The 16,465-nt window shown below is 42.9% G+C and carries 12 protein-coding genes; 3 read left to right on the top strand and 9 right to left on the bottom strand.

What is annotated here, in order from left to right:
- Positions 1-3 precede the first annotated feature (3 nt).
- The 4 genes from trkA to RBATCC27255_RS09590 form a co-directional block, all read right to left on the bottom strand.
- On the bottom strand, positions 4-1,359 hold the full coding sequence (gene trkA, locus RBATCC27255_RS09610; RefSeq protein ID WP_101029788.1) for a Trk system potassium transporter TrkA: 1,356 nt from the start codon (positions 1,357-1,359) through the stop codon (positions 4-6).
- A 709-nt stretch (positions 1,360-2,068) separates the two neighbouring features.
- Positions 2,069-3,223: a PP-loop family protein gene (locus tag RBATCC27255_RS09600; RefSeq protein ID WP_101029786.1), complete on the bottom strand. Its 1,155-nt coding sequence runs from the start codon at positions 3,221-3,223 to the stop codon at positions 2,069-2,071.
- A 10-nt stretch (positions 3,224-3,233) separates the two neighbouring features.
- Complete coding sequence (locus RBATCC27255_RS09595) at positions 3,234-4,877, bottom strand: PP2C family protein-serine/threonine phosphatase (RefSeq protein ID WP_101029785.1); 1,644 nt, start codon at positions 4,875-4,877, stop codon at positions 3,234-3,236.
- A 180-nt stretch (positions 4,878-5,057) separates the two neighbouring features.
- Positions 5,058-6,719, bottom strand: coding sequence for a C1 family peptidase (locus RBATCC27255_RS09590; protein ID WP_101029784.1), 1,662 nt, complete (start codon positions 6,717-6,719; stop codon positions 5,058-5,060).
- 214 nt (positions 6,720-6,933) lie between these two features.
- Between RBATCC27255_RS09590 and gpr the strand changes: the two genes are divergently transcribed.
- A complete protein-coding gene (gpr, locus tag RBATCC27255_RS09585) occupies positions 6,934-7,809 on the top strand; it encodes a GPR endopeptidase (RefSeq protein ID WP_101029783.1) in 876 nt (291 codons plus the stop codon).
- Positions 7,810-7,892: 83 nt separating this feature from the next.
- Positions 7,893-8,993 (top strand): stage II sporulation protein P, encoded by a 1,101-nt coding sequence (gene spoIIP / locus RBATCC27255_RS09580; protein WP_169923324.1) that lies wholly within the window; start codon positions 7,893-7,895, stop codon positions 8,991-8,993.
- A 77-nt stretch (positions 8,994-9,070) separates the two neighbouring features.
- Here spoIIP and adhE read toward each other — a convergent pair whose 3' ends face one another.
- From adhE to RBATCC27255_RS09565, 3 genes are all read right to left on the bottom strand, one after another.
- Entirely contained in the window at positions 9,071-11,692 is a 2,622-nt protein-coding gene (gene adhE / locus RBATCC27255_RS09575) for a bifunctional acetaldehyde-CoA/alcohol dehydrogenase (protein ID WP_101029781.1), read from the bottom strand.
- Positions 11,693-11,771: 79 nt separating this feature from the next.
- Positions 11,772-12,491: a leucine-rich repeat domain-containing protein gene (locus RBATCC27255_RS09570; RefSeq protein WP_101029780.1), complete on the bottom strand. Its 720-nt coding sequence runs from the start codon at positions 12,489-12,491 to the stop codon at positions 11,772-11,774.
- A gap of 277 nt (positions 12,492-12,768) precedes the next feature.
- The gene (locus RBATCC27255_RS09565) at positions 12,769-13,905 is read right to left on the bottom strand and encodes a tRNA(Met) cytidine acetate ligase (protein WP_169923323.1); all 1,137 of its coding nucleotides are present in this window, start codon (positions 13,903-13,905) and stop codon (positions 12,769-12,771) included.
- Between the two features lie 204 nt (positions 13,906-14,109).
- Between RBATCC27255_RS09565 and RBATCC27255_RS09560 the strand changes: the two genes are divergently transcribed.
- Positions 14,110-15,318, top strand: a complete 1,209-nt coding sequence (locus RBATCC27255_RS09560; protein ID WP_101029778.1) for an acetate/propionate family kinase — start codon at positions 14,110-14,112, stop codon at positions 15,316-15,318.
- 339 nt (positions 15,319-15,657) lie between these two features.
- On the opposite strand, the gene RBATCC27255_RS09550 is transcribed toward RBATCC27255_RS09560, so the two are convergent.
- Positions 15,658-15,882: a DUF378 domain-containing protein gene (locus tag RBATCC27255_RS09550; protein ID WP_021882621.1), complete on the bottom strand. Its 225-nt coding sequence runs from the start codon at positions 15,880-15,882 to the stop codon at positions 15,658-15,660.
- A 66-nt stretch (positions 15,883-15,948) separates the two neighbouring features.
- Positions 15,949-16,329, bottom strand: coding sequence for a hypothetical protein (locus RBATCC27255_RS09545; RefSeq protein ID WP_101029776.1), 381 nt, complete (start codon positions 16,327-16,329; stop codon positions 15,949-15,951).
- Between the last annotated feature and the right edge of the window lie 136 nt (positions 16,330-16,465).

Below are 16,465 nucleotides of genomic sequence, written 5' to 3'. Positions count from 1 at the left end.
CCCTCAACGCTTTACAATATCTTCAAGCTTGCTAAGACCTTTTTGCATGGTAAGCACAATTACCGTGTCCTCAGGTTTAATCACATCCGTACCTTGCGGAAGAATAATTTTTCCGCCTCTGTTAATGCAGATAATCTGAAGATTAGCCTTCAGATTAAGGCTCATAATCGGAACATTCGTAACCCTTGATTCCGCATTAACCTTGAATTCAAGAGCCTCAACCTTGTCGTCGTTAAGGCGGTAAAGCGATTCAACATTGCTGTCGCCCGTATTCTGCATCGCTCTGATATATCTTGCAATATATTCGCCTGTAAGGCTCTTTGGATGAATAATACATTCAAAATTCTGATCATGCAAAAGCGGATCAAATGACGCATTATTTACCTTAGTAATCAATTTTGCCTTTGTAATGCCCTTTAGGTACATCGTTATGATAATATTTTCTTCGTCATAATCCATAAGAGCGGCAATGCCGTCAGCGTGTTCAACACCCTCCGAAAGCAACAGCGACTGATCCATGCAATCACCCTGAATTATAACAGCCCCAGGTATAGCCTCCGAAAGAAAGTTGCAGCGTTCGGGATTTTTCTCGATAATTTTGACATTCGCACCGGATTTAATAAGCGTCTTTGCAAGGTAGAACGAAACCTTGCCGCCGCCGAGAAGGATAACATCCTTACTTCTGCCGATTGCAATACTGATACGCTTAAAGAATTTTGCGGCAATTTCGGGCTTTGCAACAACAGAAATTCTGTCACCGCCGTTAATAACAAAATCACCGTTAGGAATGAACATCTCATCCCCTCTCTCAACCGTACAGATTCTCACCTTACCTCTGAGGTTGTCAACTTTGCTCAAAGCAGTTCCGACAATTGACGAATTCTGCGGTACAGTTACCTTGATAAGCTCAACAACGCCCTTTGAGAACGAATCAATTTCAAGCGCACCCGAAAATCTTAACAGACGACTGATTTCATTAGCGGCGGTCTGTTCGGGATTGATTGCCATAGAAAGACCGAGATGCTCTTTGATTCTGTAAAGGTCGTTTGTGTATTCGGGATTACGCACTCTTGCAATTGTGTGGGTAACGCCTGCCGCCTTAGCCATAAGACACGAATACAGATTGATTTCATCCCTTGCGGTTGCGGCAATAAGCAGATCGGCATACTCTGCGCCTGCCTCAACAAGCACATCATATGTTGCACCGTTTCCCTCTATGCCGAGAACATCAAGCGAATTTGCAAGTTTATCGACTGCACCGTGGTCAATATCGACTACTGATATTTCATGTCCTTCCAAGTTAAGCTCCGACGCTATCGAGGAGCCAACCTTTCCGCATCCAACAATTATTATTCTCATAAATTTTCCTCTTAACGATTATTTAAGAACAAGGTGCGAACCACTGAAAAATTTCACCCGTCCGCATACCAAAGTCATAATACACCTATTTTATGCTAAAATCAATACTAAAATAGAAAGAATCCGACTATATACAAATTTAGTTTATTGTGCAAAATTATTGTTGTGTTACAGCGGCGGTCAATGACCGCCATTCGAAGCGCTTGCAAAATCGGTTTAACTTAATGCATTTTTGTTGTAGTTATATAAAATTTATGCTTATAAAAACCGGTTTGCTTGTTTTGGTTTTACAATCAAAACAAATGGTAGCCTTGCGACCGCCGCCGGTGGCGGATAAAGGGAGCAATGCACTGTCTGAAATAACGAGCAATAGGAAGCACATTTATGTGCAACGCATTGCGACTATATTTCAGACGGGAGAACACGGTTCTCCCCTACATTATTTCGGTAACTGTATCTCATTTATACAGTTTATTTTCATCATAAATTTTCTGCCCCTACAAAATTACGAAAACAATCACAATGCTACGCTCGGGCATGATATGTTTTAGATATTATAAAACTGACTGCACGAATTGGGAACGGCGGTTCACCGCTACATTTAAACAACAACTTTAATACAAACAAAAACAGTCGGGAAGACATTGCTTTGCATTTTGCAAACTGTCTTCCCGACTTTCATTTTCCATTTTCAATTTTCAATTTTTAATTACTTGTCCTTCCCCATATCATCATATCTGTCCAGAAACGAAACTTTATTATCGCCCTGTTTATATGAAATGATCGTATCGAGGTTGACATTTTCAACGCTGTGGAAAATGTTGCTTTCAATCTGGGGATTGATTTTCTTCAAATTTGCTATAAGCTGTTTGATTTCCTGTCGTTTTGAGCCTGTGTTGCTGTTTGGGGAACAGGTTGTGCAGGTGTCCGTAAAACGGCACGCACATTGAATGAAATTCAGCTTGTTGTAATCTCGCCAATGCTTAATTTCAGCCTCACGAACGAGGTAGAGAGGACGGATAAGTTCCATTCCCTCATAGTTTGTGCTGTGGAGCTTCGGCATCATCGTCTGAACCTGACCGCCGTAGAGCATACCCATAAGAATAGTTTCTATAACATCGTCATAGTGATGACCGAGTGCGATTTTATTACAGCCGAGCTGCTTTGCCTTTTTGTAGAGATAACCTCTCCTCATTCTTGCGCAAAGGTAGCAGGGATATTTGTCAACATTGTAAACAGAATTAAAAATATCTGTTTCAAAAACAGTTATCGGAATGTTCAGCCTGCGGGCGTTGCTCTCGATTACATCACGATTTTCAACGCTGTAGCCTGGATCCATTACAAGAAAAACAAGCTCAAACGGAAATTTATTGTGCCTTTTCAACTCCTGAAAAAGCTTTGCCATCAGCATTGAATCCTTACCGCCCGAAATGCAGACGGCAATTTTATCGTTCGGCTCAACAAGCTTGTATTCAATGATCGCCGCAGTAAATCTGCTCCAAATCGTCTTGCTGAACTTTTTGCGGATGCTTTTTTCAACATCGGTTGCATAGTCCTCATTCTCGAATTGACTTCTCAACCAACTGTAATAACCGCCCTCAAGATTCACGGCATTGAATCCGTCATCACGCAGATTTTCTGCAAGCTCGTCACTTATCTGACCGCTTTTGCAACAGAGGACAACAAGCTTGTCTTTTGGCAAAAGTGAATTGTCCCCTTTGATTTTTGCAAGCGGAATATTCTTTGCACCGTCAATGTGACCGTATTCAAACGAAATTTCATCTCGGATATCGACAAGAGTATATTCCTCGTCAAGCTTTCTCATCTGTTCTATTGTAATCTGATTGTTTTCCGATTTAAACATTCATAACCCTTCAATCTCTGTTTTTGCTGTTTTTTATTGCAACAATTGTTATATCGTCAAATTGCTCCGCATTTTCGGTAAAGTCAGTCAAAGCCTCATAAACTCCGTCACACACACCTTTTGCAGTCTGACCGGCATTTTGACAGGCAGACACAAGTCTTTCGTTGCCGAAAAATTCATTATCCGCATTTGTTGCCTCGTTCACACCGTCGGTGTAAAGGCAAATTATATCACCGTTTCCAAATTCAGCGCTGTTCACAACATATCTTGCATCATCAAACACACCGAGCATTATACACGGCTTACATTCTAAAAATTCAGCCTTGCCGTTGCTCACCGCAACAGGCTTGTTATGGCCTGCATTTATGTACAAAAAGCTGTCGCTGTTTTTGTCAAAAATCACGGCAAATGCAGTTACAAACATTCCCTCGGGATTTGACGAACAGAGTTCCTTGTTGATTTTTTCAAATGCCCTGTCGGGTTCTGCATTTTCGGTCATTTTTTCGTGGATAAGAGTTTTTGCAAAAGCCATAAACATTGCCGCCGCAACGCCCTTGCCCGACACATCACCGACTACGGCACACATTCTGCCGTCAGGCAATGCAAAGCAATCGTAAAAATCGCCGCCTACCTGTCTTGCAGACTCCATTCTTGCCGAAACATCAAAACAATCGGCAAAGACAACATTCTTTTCTCTCGCAATTATTCCGTACTGAATCCGCCTTGCAACCTCAAGCTCGGTTTCATTCTTAGCCTTTTCGCTTGCAAGGGCGGAATTTTTTTCAACATAAGTTTCTACATCGTGAGCCATATCGTTGAAATAATCAGCCAAAAGCTGAATTTCATCGTCAGAGCCGAGTTTTATCGGCTCAAAAGCTTTCCTTGTATTTGTGCCGTCAGCCTTGTCGGAAAAATATCCGCGAATCTTTTCAAAAATCAAAAGTATCGGATTATACATCTTTTTTCTGACAAACAGCATTACAAGCAAGAATACAATTGCCAGCACGACAAGCAACGCAAGAACTCGCATTGCGGTATAGAAAATGATTTCCGTATAAATCTGCGTCAGCGAATAGTCCGCACCGATTAAGGCAACAGGCTTGCCGTCCTTGCCTTGAACTGCTGAAAATGCCGTGTAAAAACTGCCGAAGCTGTCGTTCTGATATTCGTAAGCCGTGACAAGGTTAGGATTTTCCCACGCCTCTTTTTCAGCGTCCCACAAGCTGTGGTCAACCTCTGCACCTGCACTTCTCACCTTCAAAACATTCTCGTTTTCGCTGTCATCATCGGCAACAGTCATAACATATGTAACCTTGTTTTCGTCAAAATTCGGAATGTAAATGTACATATATTCAAAGTGGTTCGTCTGACAAATCCACCTCAAGGTTTTAACGGCTTTCCGATATTCTTCGGAATCGGGATTATCAAGCAATGCGTTTATATCGCTGCGTTCAAAAGTTTCCGTTGCAACCTTTGACGCACTTTCGGTCAGCTGTCGTGTAAACCGCCTTGTGCGCTGAATGTTTTCAATGCAATTGAGCGTACCCGAAACAATCACCGCCAAAATAAACAGCACAAGCACACGAACGAAAAGCCTCTTGAAAATCGACTTTTTTACTTTTATTTTATCAGCAGATTTTTCCGCATTATTCATACCCGATTCACCTCCCGTTCAACCGTGCATATCCTTATATTTTACATTTTAACACGAATGCACGGCAGATGTCCATATTAAATTAACGGTTACTTTTGTATAAAACAAAAGTCGGATGAATATACTTTGCGTTTTGCAAATCTTCATCCGACAACTGTTTTTGTTTTAATTTTTAATTCTTTAATTTGACTTTTGCAGACCTACAACCTTTTTCTGAATTTCGGTTGCATCGGCAACTGTAATTATGCCGTCACCGTCATAATCGGCATTATAAATCTGAGTTTCGTCAAAATCGGTATTACCTATAATATACTTCTGAACGAGTGTTGAATCAACAACAGAAATCACTTTGTCAAAATTTGTATCGCCTTTCATTATATTGTCATTCTCAAGTGCAACAGCCTTTATGACAAAGGTACCGCCGAGAAGGTCATTATTGTTCAGCTTGTACCAATCAAGTAAATCTGATGTTGTGCCGTCATACTTAATGTAGCTGTCGCCGTATCTTGAATCATTTATAAAAGTCTTTTTTGTTGAATTGGTAAGCCATTCGCCAACGCCAAGCTGACTTGATTCACCTGATTCAGTTATAATTCTTATGCCGATTGCGCCTCTGCCCAACGGCGCAACATAGCCGTTTGTATCAACTGACTGATAGCCGCTGTATGTAACCTTACCCGATGAAATGAGCTTCCACTTGCTTTCATCATTCGCAGGCGTGCCGTTATCAACAGGTATATAGTAAACCTCATAATCAGCACCGTTGCTCTTGGTTTCAAAAATCACATTGTTAAGTGTGCGGCTGTTTTCATCAAAATCAAAGCAATTGATAAAGGTGATGTCGTTGCTGTCAACATAATTAAAGCTGTAGGTTGCACCGTAGCGTTCATTCTGCAGCAGGGTCATATCATCGGAAATTTCAACAACTTCGTCAATAGTAAAATTAGGAGAATACTTTTCGCCGAAAATATACTTATCCTCATATGAAATCCAGAAATAACCGCCCATTGTGTTGTTATCGCCCCAGCTGTTGCGCACAAGCCATGCACCGTTATTTGGGGGCAGTACGCCTGTATTGTTAGCAAACTTGTATTTGTTAAAATTATCGTTCCAACCCACAATGCTGATTGTGTGGCCTGTATAATCGCCGTCATACGACTGCGGCATAAAGTAGGTTGTGCCTGCATTGTTAAAGCACCTGTTTGTTGTTGCATATGATGCAGTAACCGCACCGTTATCCATAATTGCCTGTTTGATTTCATTTGAATCAACGCCGTCAAGATAACGCAGCTTTGTTGTGCCGTATTTAGTCTTGTCGGCTGTCATATCATCGCCGTGAATATTTTTTGAAAAATCAATCTTACCGACATCGGCAATCTCTGCACCGCCCTGCCATGAGGTGAGATAGCCGGGATAAATATTTGTAAATCCGCCGTCACGGTATTTTCTCTGCCAGCCCTTGCCGTTTGTCTGGGTTGTGGAACTTGCGTTTGCGTGGTCATGCGATATCTCATTGACGGGATATCCAAGCTTCAAAAGCTTTGTTTCAAAGCCTTCTGTACCTGCAACCGCCCAGCAATCATTATACTGCTGAGACTTGATAGGTGTTACAAAGCCGAGTTTTTTTGAGCTGAAATCACTCGGAAGTCCGTTTTCGTCAACAAGCGTACAGCCGATTGCAGAATATGCCGACGGAAAAGATGAATCGGAAAAATCCATATTCTTTGTTACCGACTCAAAGCCATCGTCTATTTCAGCAGCATTTACAGCTACAGTACCTATTGAAAGCATACACGAAGCCGAAAAAAGAGCAATGAATTTTTTAGCAAACTTTCTATTCATAAAATCACCTATACAAAAATTTTAAACATTTTACTTTATAACAAAAAATCAAATCAAACAATTTCCGCCTGAACTGCAACGGAACAGAAATTGTGGCAGATGTAAGCTATAAATGGATTATAACAGAACACATTTAGAATGTAAATAGCATACATCATGTAAAATTGCACAATAATAACTATACAAACACAAATTTGCGAAACGGGGGATTATTTTGCAGTTCAGAACCGACCTTGCAATTGAAGCAAGAGAAATTGCAGGAGAAAACACAGGCGGTGTTGAATTTAAAAGGTACAGCGAAAACGGCCTTGAAATCTCACGGCTGATTGTAAAGAACCAAAAGGCAAGACAGGCACTCGGCAAAGAAATCGGAACATATATTACGATTGAGCTGCCGTCACTCACAGACAATTTTACAGAAACCGACAAGCGGCTTGAAACCGTGGGCAATGAAATAAAGAGGCTTTTGCCCGTGAACGGACTTGTGCTTGTGGCAGGGCTCGGCAACATGGAAATTACTCCCGACTCGCTCGGTCCGAAAACAAGCAGCAGAGTGCTTGCCACCCGTCACATAAGCGGAGAAATTGCCCGCTCAACAGGACTTGACAGACTTCGTCCTGTTGCGGTTATGCAAACAGGCGTCACAGGTCAAACCGGCATTGAAACAGGCGAATATATTCTCAGCATTGTACGGCGGATAAGACCTACAGCCGTTGTCGCAATTGACGCACTCGCCTCACGCAGACCGGAAAGGCTCGGCTGTACACTGCAGATAAGCGACACGGGAATCTCACCCGGTGCTGGGGTGGGCAACCATCGCACCAAAATCACCAAAGAAACCGTAGGAGTACCTGTTATCGCAATCGGAGTGCCTACGGTTGTTGATGCACAAACGCTTGCGATTGATATTCTCGGCAGCGACTGCAACCGAAAAACGCAGAAAATGCTTATGCCGCAGGGCAGACAGCTTGTTGTAATTCCCAGAGAAATTGACCTGCTCACGGAAAGAGCCTCACGGCTGATAGCCTTTGCGCTCAACGGAGCATTGCAAAATGAGTTTGATTTGCCCGACCTCATATCGTTAATGTAAATTTATGCATATTCACGCACAACACCGCATATATTTAATTTAGAAACCGTTAGCCAACATATGTACGGATTGCAGGTGATTTTGTGAAAAGTGAAGGAAAATCAAAAAATAAATTTAAAAAAGCCATAAAAATCAGCACAGCCGTTGTATTATTGTCAACGGCTGTTTTAAGCGTTATATACAGATTTCCCCTATGTTTTGACTCTCAAAATCCGGCAGCTCTTGCCGCTGCCGCCTTTACCCTCACAAACGGAGAATACAGGCTTGAAAATTCAAAGGCGAAAAAACCGACGGATTCCGGCCAAAAGCCCACCGAATCAGCCGACACAGAACCCATAGTACAAGAAAAACACAAGCGTGACAAAAGCACCTATTACGATTCCTACGGCAACCATGACGGTGAAAATAAATATACGGTTGAGGAACGCACCATAGGCGACACGGGAACTCAGGTTGACAACTGCTTTGTCAAAAACAAAACGGGGCTGTCGCTTGACTTTGACGGACTGCTCGCCGCAAAGCTGCCTTTTTCAATTGAAAAAGGCATAAACTCACCGCAGGTTCTCATCTATCACACCCACACAAGCGAGGCTTACCTTGACGAGGATGTTGACTTTTTCTATGACAGCTTTTATTCACGCACAAACAACAACGATTTCAATGTTGTGGCAGTCGGTGACGCACTCACCGAACAGCTCAACAAGCGTGGAATAAAAACGGTTCATGACACGACAATTCACGATGAATCCTACAACGGTTCGTACGACCGAAGTGTTGACACAGTGTATAAAAATCTCGAAAAATATCCTGACATCAAGGTTGTTATCGACCTGCACCGTGACGCAATAGGAACAGATGAGAACAAGGTTAAGCCTGTATTTACATACAACGGCAAAAAAGGTGCGCAAATTATGATTCTTGCAGGCTGCGACTCTGAGGGTGAACGGGGTTTTGACTGCTGGGAAGAAAATCTAAATTTTGCCCTGAAAATTCAGGACAAAGCCGAAACCCTCTACCCCGATATGACCCGACCGCTGAACTTCGACTACTTTGCGTACAACGAGTATGTCTGCAACGGTTCCCTGTTAATTGAAGTAGGCACAGAGTCAAACTCGATTGACGAGGCGGTTTATTCAGGCACTCTCTTAGGCAACGCATTAGCAGATGTTTTGTTAGGGTTGTAAGGGAAAATCACTGAAAAAATAACAAAACACCCTGCCGTGTAGGCAGGGTGTTTTATAATTATGCTTTACGAGATAGATTAAACAGTCTCGCTGTTGTTGCCATAGTAAGCATTGAGGTACATCTGCTTGATTTCCTTGAAGAGCGGATATCTTGGGTTTGCACCTGTGCACTGGTCATCAAATGCCTGCTCTGTCATAGCGTCAAGACGGTTGAGGAAGTCCTCTTCGTCCGGAACATAATCCTTGATAGAGTTCTTGATGCCAACTCTTGCCTTGAGGTCGTTTACAGCCTTGATAAGGTTTTCAACGCTCTCTGTATCGTTCTTGCCGCCGAGGCCGAGGTAACGAGCTACTTCAGCATAACGAGCGAGTGTGTGCGGGTGATCATACTGTGGGAATGTACCCATCTTAGCAGGAACTTCTGCTGAGTTGAATCTGATTACCTGCTCAAGCATAAGTGCGTTAGCAATACCGTGCGGTACATGATGGAAAGCACCGAGCTTATGAGCCATTGAGTGACAAACACCGAGGAATGCGTTAGCGAATGCCATACCTGCCATTGTAGCAGCGTGAGCAACCTTCTCACGAGCAACAGGCTCGTTCATACCGTTGTCATAGCAAGCAGGGAGATACTCGAAGATAAGCTTGAGTGAACGGAGTGCAAGACCGTCTGTGAAATCTGTAGCCATCATTGAAGCATAAGCCTCAAGTGCGTGAGAAACAGCATCGATACCTGATGCAGCTGTAAGTCCCTTAGGACCGCTCATCATGTTGTTAGCATCAACGATTGCCATTTTAGGCATAAGCTGATAGTCAGCAAGCGGATACTTAACGCCTGTATTCTGGTCTGTGATAACTGCGAAAGGAGTAACCTCAGAACCTGTACCTGATGATGTTGGGATAGCAATGAAGTATGCCTTCTCGCCCATCTTCGGGAATGTGTAAACTCTCTTACGGATATCGCAGAAACGCATAGCCATATCCTGGAAGTCAACTTCCGGATGCTCATAGAGAACCCACATAATCTTGCCGGCATCCATTGCTGAACCGCCGCCGAGTGCGATAATGCAGTCAGGCTCAAACTTACGCATAGCCTCTGCACCCTTCTGAGCTGAAATAAGTGATGGGTCAGGCTCAACATCTGCGAATGTTGTATATGTGATGCCCATTTCATTGAGCTTGTCTGTGATTGGCTTTGTGTAGCCATTCTTGTAAAGGAATGAGTCGGTAACGATGAATGCTCTCTTCTTACCCATTACATCCTTGAGTTCCTGAAGAGCTACAGGCATACAGCCCTTCTTGATATAAACCTTTTCAGGTGCTCTGAACCAAAGCATATTTTCTCTCCTCTCGGCAACTGTCTTAATATTGATAAGGTGCTTGCAACCAACATTCTCAGAAACAGAGTTGCCGCCCCATGAACCACAGCCGAGTGTGAGTGAAGGAGTAAGCTTGAAGTTGTAAAGGTCACCGATACCACCCTGTGAAGAAGGTGTGTTTACAAGGATACGGCAAGTTTTCATTCTTGAAGCAAACTCGTCGATCTTTGCTCTTTCGTTTACAGCGTCAACATAAAGTGAAGATGTGTGACCGTAACCGCCGTCAGCAATAAGATGCTCAGCCTTTGCAATAGCATCTTCAAAATCTTCAGCCTTGTACATAGCGAGTACAGGAGAAAGCTTCTCGTGAGCAAACTCTTCGCTGATGTCAACTGATTCTACCTCACCGATAAGAACCTTTGTTTCCTCAGGAATTGTTACACCTGCAAGAGCTGCGATTGTAACAGGCTTCTGACCAACAATCTTAGCGTTAAGGGCGCCGTTGATGATGATAGTCTTTCTAACCTTCTCTGTCTCTTCCTCGTTAAGGAAGTAGCAGCCACGAGCCTTGAATTCCTTCTTAACTTTGCTGTAAATCTTCTTTTCAACGATAACAGACTGCTCTGAAGCACAGATCATACCGTTATCAAATGTCTTTGAGTGGATAATTGAGTTAACTGCGAGTAAAATGTCAGCTGTTTCATCAATGATAGCAGGTGTGTTACCGGCGCCAACACCGAGTGCAGGCTTACCTGATGAATAAGCAGCCTTAACCATGCCGGGGCCGCCTGTTGCGAGGATGCAGTCAGCTTCCTGCATAAGTGTGTTTGTGAGTTCGAGTGAAGGAATATCAATCCAGCCGATGATACCCTCCGGAGCGCCTGCCTTAACAGCAGCTTCAAGAACAACCTTGGCAGCCTCAATTGTGCTCTTCTTAGCACGGGGATGCGGGCTGATGATGATACCGTTTCTTGTCTTAAGACAAACGAGTGTCTTAAAGATAGCGGTTGAAGTCGGGTTTGTTGTTGGGATAACGGCAGCAATTACGCCGATTGGCTCAGCAATCTTCTTGATGCCGTAAGCCTTGTCTTCCTCAAGAACGCCGCAAGTCTTAACATTTCTGTAAGCATTGTAAATATACTCAGAAGCGAAGTGGTTCTTGATAACCTTATCTTCTGCAACGCCCATGCCTGTTTCTTCAACAGCCATCTTAGCGAGCGGAATTCTCATCTGGTTAGCAGCAGTTGCGGCAGCAAGGAAAATCTTGTCAACCTGTTCCTGTGTGTAGGTAGCAAAAATTTTCTGAGCTTCTCTTACTCTTGCAAGGGCAGCTTCAAAGCTTTCTGCGTTATCTACGATAGGATACTCTTTTGTACTCATTTAATCTACCTCTTATCTTGCATAATTATATTAGATTCAGCAAAGCTGAAAATGAATATCTTACTTTTTATTTCAAGGCTTATTCAGCCACGAACTTCAATTTATTTTTCTGTGCGTAGTTCTGGGCATATGTTCCTTTGCCTCCGTGAATTGTAACCTCTTTGGCACACTCCGAGAAAGCATTGTCAGGGATACTCGTCACACACGCAGGAATTGTAATGTCTGTAAGCTCACGCGACTGATAAAACGCAAATTCACCGATTTTTGTGAGATTTCCGTTGTCGGGAAGAACCACATTGTTTACGGACGCACCCGAAAAAGCTCTTACGCCAATCTGCCTAAGTGAATTTGGAAGCTTAATTTCTCTGAGCTCCGAACAGTTAAAGAACACGCTGTTGTCAAGAATTTCAAGACCTTCGTTGAAGTTTACCTTTGTAAGGCTGTGGCAGTTTGCAAAAGCATAATCTTCAATCTGTTTGATGCTTGACGGGATTGTAACCTCAGTGATTTTTGAGTCGTTGAACACGCTCGGACCGATTACGGTAACCTTGTAGTTCTTGTAGCTTTCGGGAATTTTAACAACCTTGTCTGAACCTGTGTACTTAGTAACCATAAGTTCTTCCTGATTGATGATAAAAAATCCGAATTCGCCGTTTGTAAAATCAGGCTCTGTCGGCTCAACCTTGTAGCCGGGTTTGTTTTTCTGGGATTTGTTGTCGTCACAACCGCATCCGGAAAGACCTACTGCTGCTGTCAGGCACATTGCACATGCCATTAAAAAGCATAGAATTTTCTTCATTTTTTGGATCCTCTCAATCGTTGTTTTAGAATTAGCCAATCATCGATTGACTCTATTTTATCATCTTTGTTAAATAATTGTCAATGTTTTTTTGACCATTTTTCTACTTTTATCGGGTTCAATAATAATTACAAAAAGATTACACAGTTATTGTTGCACTTCTCACAAAAAAGATAAAATTCCCGTAAAAATCGCCTTTTTTAGCGGTAAAAAATGTAATTAAAGCCTTTGTAACCGTGCCAATCTGTCATATCATTGAAGAGCCAATCGCTCGGCGTCATATTTTTACAATCTGTGTAGTAAAATCAAGACCTCCTTTTTTCGGAACGCGGTAAGCAAGAGCCGAAATATTATAAGCGGAAATGTCCTTTTCAAGCAATGCTTTTGTACTGCCGCCGATTTTAAGACCGGCAATTGCAGAAGTGACAACATTTAATCTGCAATCCTTTAAAAGCTCTGCACCGTCTTTCGTAAATCCTAACACACGGACATATTCAATCGGAATCTGCGTATGAGCTTTTTCAATTCCGAGCAATGCACAGGCGAGTATTCTCCGTATGCGTGCATGAGTGTAGCGTTTTGTTTTTACAAAATCGGCAATTTCCGCCGAGGTACTGCATTGCATTGCCGCATCGGCTATTCTGTTTTCAAGTCCCTCGCCCACATCGGGCAGCTTAGAAATCTCCTCTCTTGTCATAGTACGCAAACGATACAGCAACGGTCTGTCAAGATTTTCGGAAAATGTGATTTCATCGGGAACATATGGTGCATATTTCTTCGCATTTTCACCGTTACGCAACATTTCTCTTATGTGTGACGCAGACGCAAAGCCCTCGCCCGCAATTCGGCTGTCGTGTGCAACACCTGTTCTTGCAACCGAGAACGGTTCAACAGATGTACCGCTCAATGCCTTGATATACTCAACGGCAAGAATATTATTCGGTTTGCAAAGTACCGATGAAACCCCGTCACCAAAAACCGCTTTGACGGCGCTTTCAAGCTCACGGGGGTAGTATCCGCCGTTTTTCATTCCGTCACGCACAAGAGCCTGTACCCTTTCGTCACAAACAGCGTTTGCGGATCTTTTGAGCAGTTCGCAGTCACCGCTTTCACTGCCGAAAGCAAGGTGATTTGTGCAGTCAAAAGCCGACGCAATCGCAACACCTGCCCTTGCAAAGCCCTCAGCGCCCGAAAGCGAGAACACAACGGGCAGTTCAAGCACCAAATCCGCACCGTTTTCAAGGGCAGATTTTGCACGGACAAATTTGTCGCATACAGCAACCTCACCGCGCTGGGTAAAGCTTCCGCTCATAATCGCTATAATCGGCTCTTTAAGCACTTTTTTTGCACTTTCGAGCAAATATTTATGACCGTTGTGAAACGGATTGAATTCGCAGATGACAGCTGTTGCCATAACTATTCCTCCGAAGCCTTTATTTCGCATACATATTGTAAAAAACACTTGAAAACATACATAATTTGGAGTATCATATGTATGTGTGACCTGTCAATTTTGAAAAGTCTTTTTCTGATTTACATTATAGTATAAAATATGACGACAGGCAAATATATTTCTTATATTTTAAACTGAAAACAACTACCAAAGGGGACGATTGTAATGAAAATTCTCGTAATCAACGCAGGCAGTTCCTCGCTCAAGTACCAGCTTATTGATACTGACAACGAGGCAGTTCTCGCAAAGGGTAACTGTGAAAGAATCGGTCAGAACGGTGCTTTCATTGGTTTTAAAACACCCGACGGCAAAAAAATCAACCGCAAAACACAGATGCTTAATCACACTCAGGCTTTTGAGGCTGTTAAAAATGCACTCATAGATCCCGAATACGGTGCAATCAGCGATTTGTCCGAGGTTTCCGCCGTAGGTCACAGAGTTGTGCAGGGCGGTGCATACTTTGACAAGTCGGTGCTTGTAGATAACTCGGTAATCAACAAAATCAGAGAGCTTGCTCCTCTTGCACCTCTTCACAACCCTGCACATCTTCAGGGCATTGAGGCCTGCACAAGAGTTTTCGGTCCGAAAGTTCCGCAGGTTGCGGTTTTTGATACTGCTTTTCACCAGACAATGCCCGAAAAAGCATTTATGTATGCAGTGCCTTACAAGTATTATGAAAAGTTCGGTGTAAGAAAGTACGGCTTTCACGGCACATCTCACCGTTATGTTTCCGAAAAAATGGCTGACCTTATGGGCAGAAAAAAGGAAGAGCTCAAGCTTATTACCTGTCACATCGGCAACGGTTCTTCAATCACAGCCGTAAAGGGCGGTAAGGTTATCGACACTACAATGGGACTTACTCCTCTCGGTGGTTTTATGATGGGTACCCGTTCAGGTTCACTTGATCCGTCTGTTATCACATTTATCGCTGAAAAAGAGCATCTCACTCCCGAGGAAATGTCAAAGATTCTCAACAAGGAATCGGGACTTTTGGGCATTTCGGGCGTTTCGTCTGACGACCGTGATGTTTGTGCAGCCGAAGCAGACGGCAATATGAGAGCTCACCTTGCCCACGAAATGCTTTACTACCAGATTGCAAAGTACATCGGCAGCTATTATGTAGCGCTCGGCGGTTGTGACGGCATCGTATTCACGGCAGGTATCGGTGAAAACCAGCCTATGCTCCGTGAAAAGGTTTGCGACTATCTTGAATGCCTTGGCGTTAAGTTGGATAAGGAATTCAACAAGCAGGCCACATGCGGTGTTACAGGCACACTCTCAACTCCTGATTCGGCAATCAGAGTTGAACTCATTGCAACCGACGAAGAAATGGTTATTGCAAGAGATACAAGAGCCATTGTTGAGGCACTTTAATTAAAACGAATCTGCCACGCAGTAAATATTACATAGGAAAACAGGTTGTCATATGGCAGCCTGTTTTTTGTTTATTGATTATTTTATTGTACAATACGGCGAGCCGCCGTTCCCCTTTCGTGTAGACAGTTTGCAATTTAAAAAACATATTACGCCCGAGCGAAAGTTTTTTAAATTGAAAGTTGAAAATGGAAAATTACGGCGAGCCGCCGTTCCCCTTTCGTGTAGACAGTTTGCAATGTAAAAAGCATATTATGCCCGAGCGTAATATTGTAATTGTTTTCACAATTTTATATGGGCGGATAATATCCGCCCATACGGCTAAACCTACTGCAAAAACTACGAATCCGCAACCGTTCCGTCCGTCACGGTGTCGCTTGTGTCCCTGAATAAAAGTGTAATGCACCAGATTGCGGAAAGTCCGACAAGGATGTAAACAATACGGCTTATGATTCCTGTCTGTCCGCCGCAAATCCACGCAACAAGATCAAACTGAAAAATGCCGACACTTCCCCAGTTGAGTCCGCCGATAATAAGAAGCGTCAATGCTATTTTATCGAGCATTCAAAGTCCTCCTTTGTATTTGCTGAAAATAGTATTGACGCAATTTTTCGTTTTATTCAATTTAAATCAGAATTTAATTAACAATGCAAGGAGCAAAATCAGCACTCCGAGGAAAATTACCGCACCGCCGATCATTCTTGTGATTTTTACGGCTTTCCGAATTTTGAATTTTGAAATCATATTTTCCGTGGGAAACGGAAGAATAATGAGCATAGTTCCGAGAATCACACAGCTTGCAAGTGCGACGGTAAGACCGACCTCTCTTGCAAACGAGAGCATAAAAAGTCCGATTGGAATTCCGAACACACAAATCATATTGATTACCGCAAACAGCTTGCCGAAACGCTCGCCCTTTTCGTAAAATTTATTTGCTTTAATATGACACTCATCATCACAATACTGGTCAAAATACGATATCTGCTTACCGCAGAATTCACATTTTTTCATTGTCACACCTCGTTGTTTCATTTTAAATCGTTCACGAAATATTTTAACACACAAACCGACATATTTCAACTTGAATAAATGCACATTTTCGGGTGTATGCTTTGTTGAAAAAAATTTTGCAATGTGGTATGCTGAA

The organism is Ruminococcus bromii (genome assembly GCF_002834225.1).
In the GTDB taxonomy this organism is placed as follows: domain Bacteria; phylum Bacillota; class Clostridia; order Oscillospirales; family Acutalibacteraceae; genus Ruminococcoides; species Ruminococcoides bromii.
The sequence above is the reverse complement of the archived record's forward strand: the minus strand, read 5'-3'. Positions and strand labels throughout refer to the sequence as shown.

Bases quoted from the DNA above. Each gene is read 5' to 3' on its own strand.
- RBATCC27255_RS09595 (WP_101029785.1), bottom strand. From the start codon at position 4,877: ATGAATAATGCGGAAAAATCTGCTGATAAAATAAAAGTAAAAAAGTCG.
- trkA (WP_101029788.1), bottom strand. From the start codon at position 1,359: ATGAGAATAATAATTGTTGGATGCGGAAAGGTTGGCTCCTCGATAGCG.
- RBATCC27255_RS09565 (WP_169923323.1), bottom strand. From the start codon at position 13,905: ATGGCAACAGCTGTCATCTGCGAATTCAATCCGTTTCACAACGGTCAT.
- RBATCC27255_RS09600 (WP_101029786.1), bottom strand. From the start codon at position 3,223: ATGTTTAAATCGGAAAACAATCAGATTACAATAGAACAGATGAGAAAG.
- adhE (WP_101029781.1), bottom strand. From the start codon at position 11,692: ATGAGTACAAAAGAGTATCCTATCGTAGATAACGCAGAAAGCTTTGAA.
- RBATCC27255_RS09560 (WP_101029778.1), top strand. From the start codon at position 14,110: ATGAAAATTCTCGTAATCAACGCAGGCAGTTCCTCGCTCAAGTACCAG.
- RBATCC27255_RS09570 (WP_101029780.1), bottom strand. From the start codon at position 12,491: ATGAAGAAAATTCTATGCTTTTTAATGGCATGTGCAATGTGCCTGACA.
- RBATCC27255_RS09590 (WP_101029784.1), bottom strand. From the start codon at position 6,719: ATGAATAGAAAGTTTGCTAAAAAATTCATTGCTCTTTTTTCGGCTTCG.
- RBATCC27255_RS09550 (WP_021882621.1), bottom strand. From the start codon at position 15,882: ATGCTCGATAAAATAGCATTGACGCTTCTTATTATCGGCGGACTCAAC.
- RBATCC27255_RS09545 (WP_101029776.1), bottom strand. From the start codon at position 16,329: ATGAAAAAATGTGAATTCTGCGGTAAGCAGATATCGTATTTTGACCAG.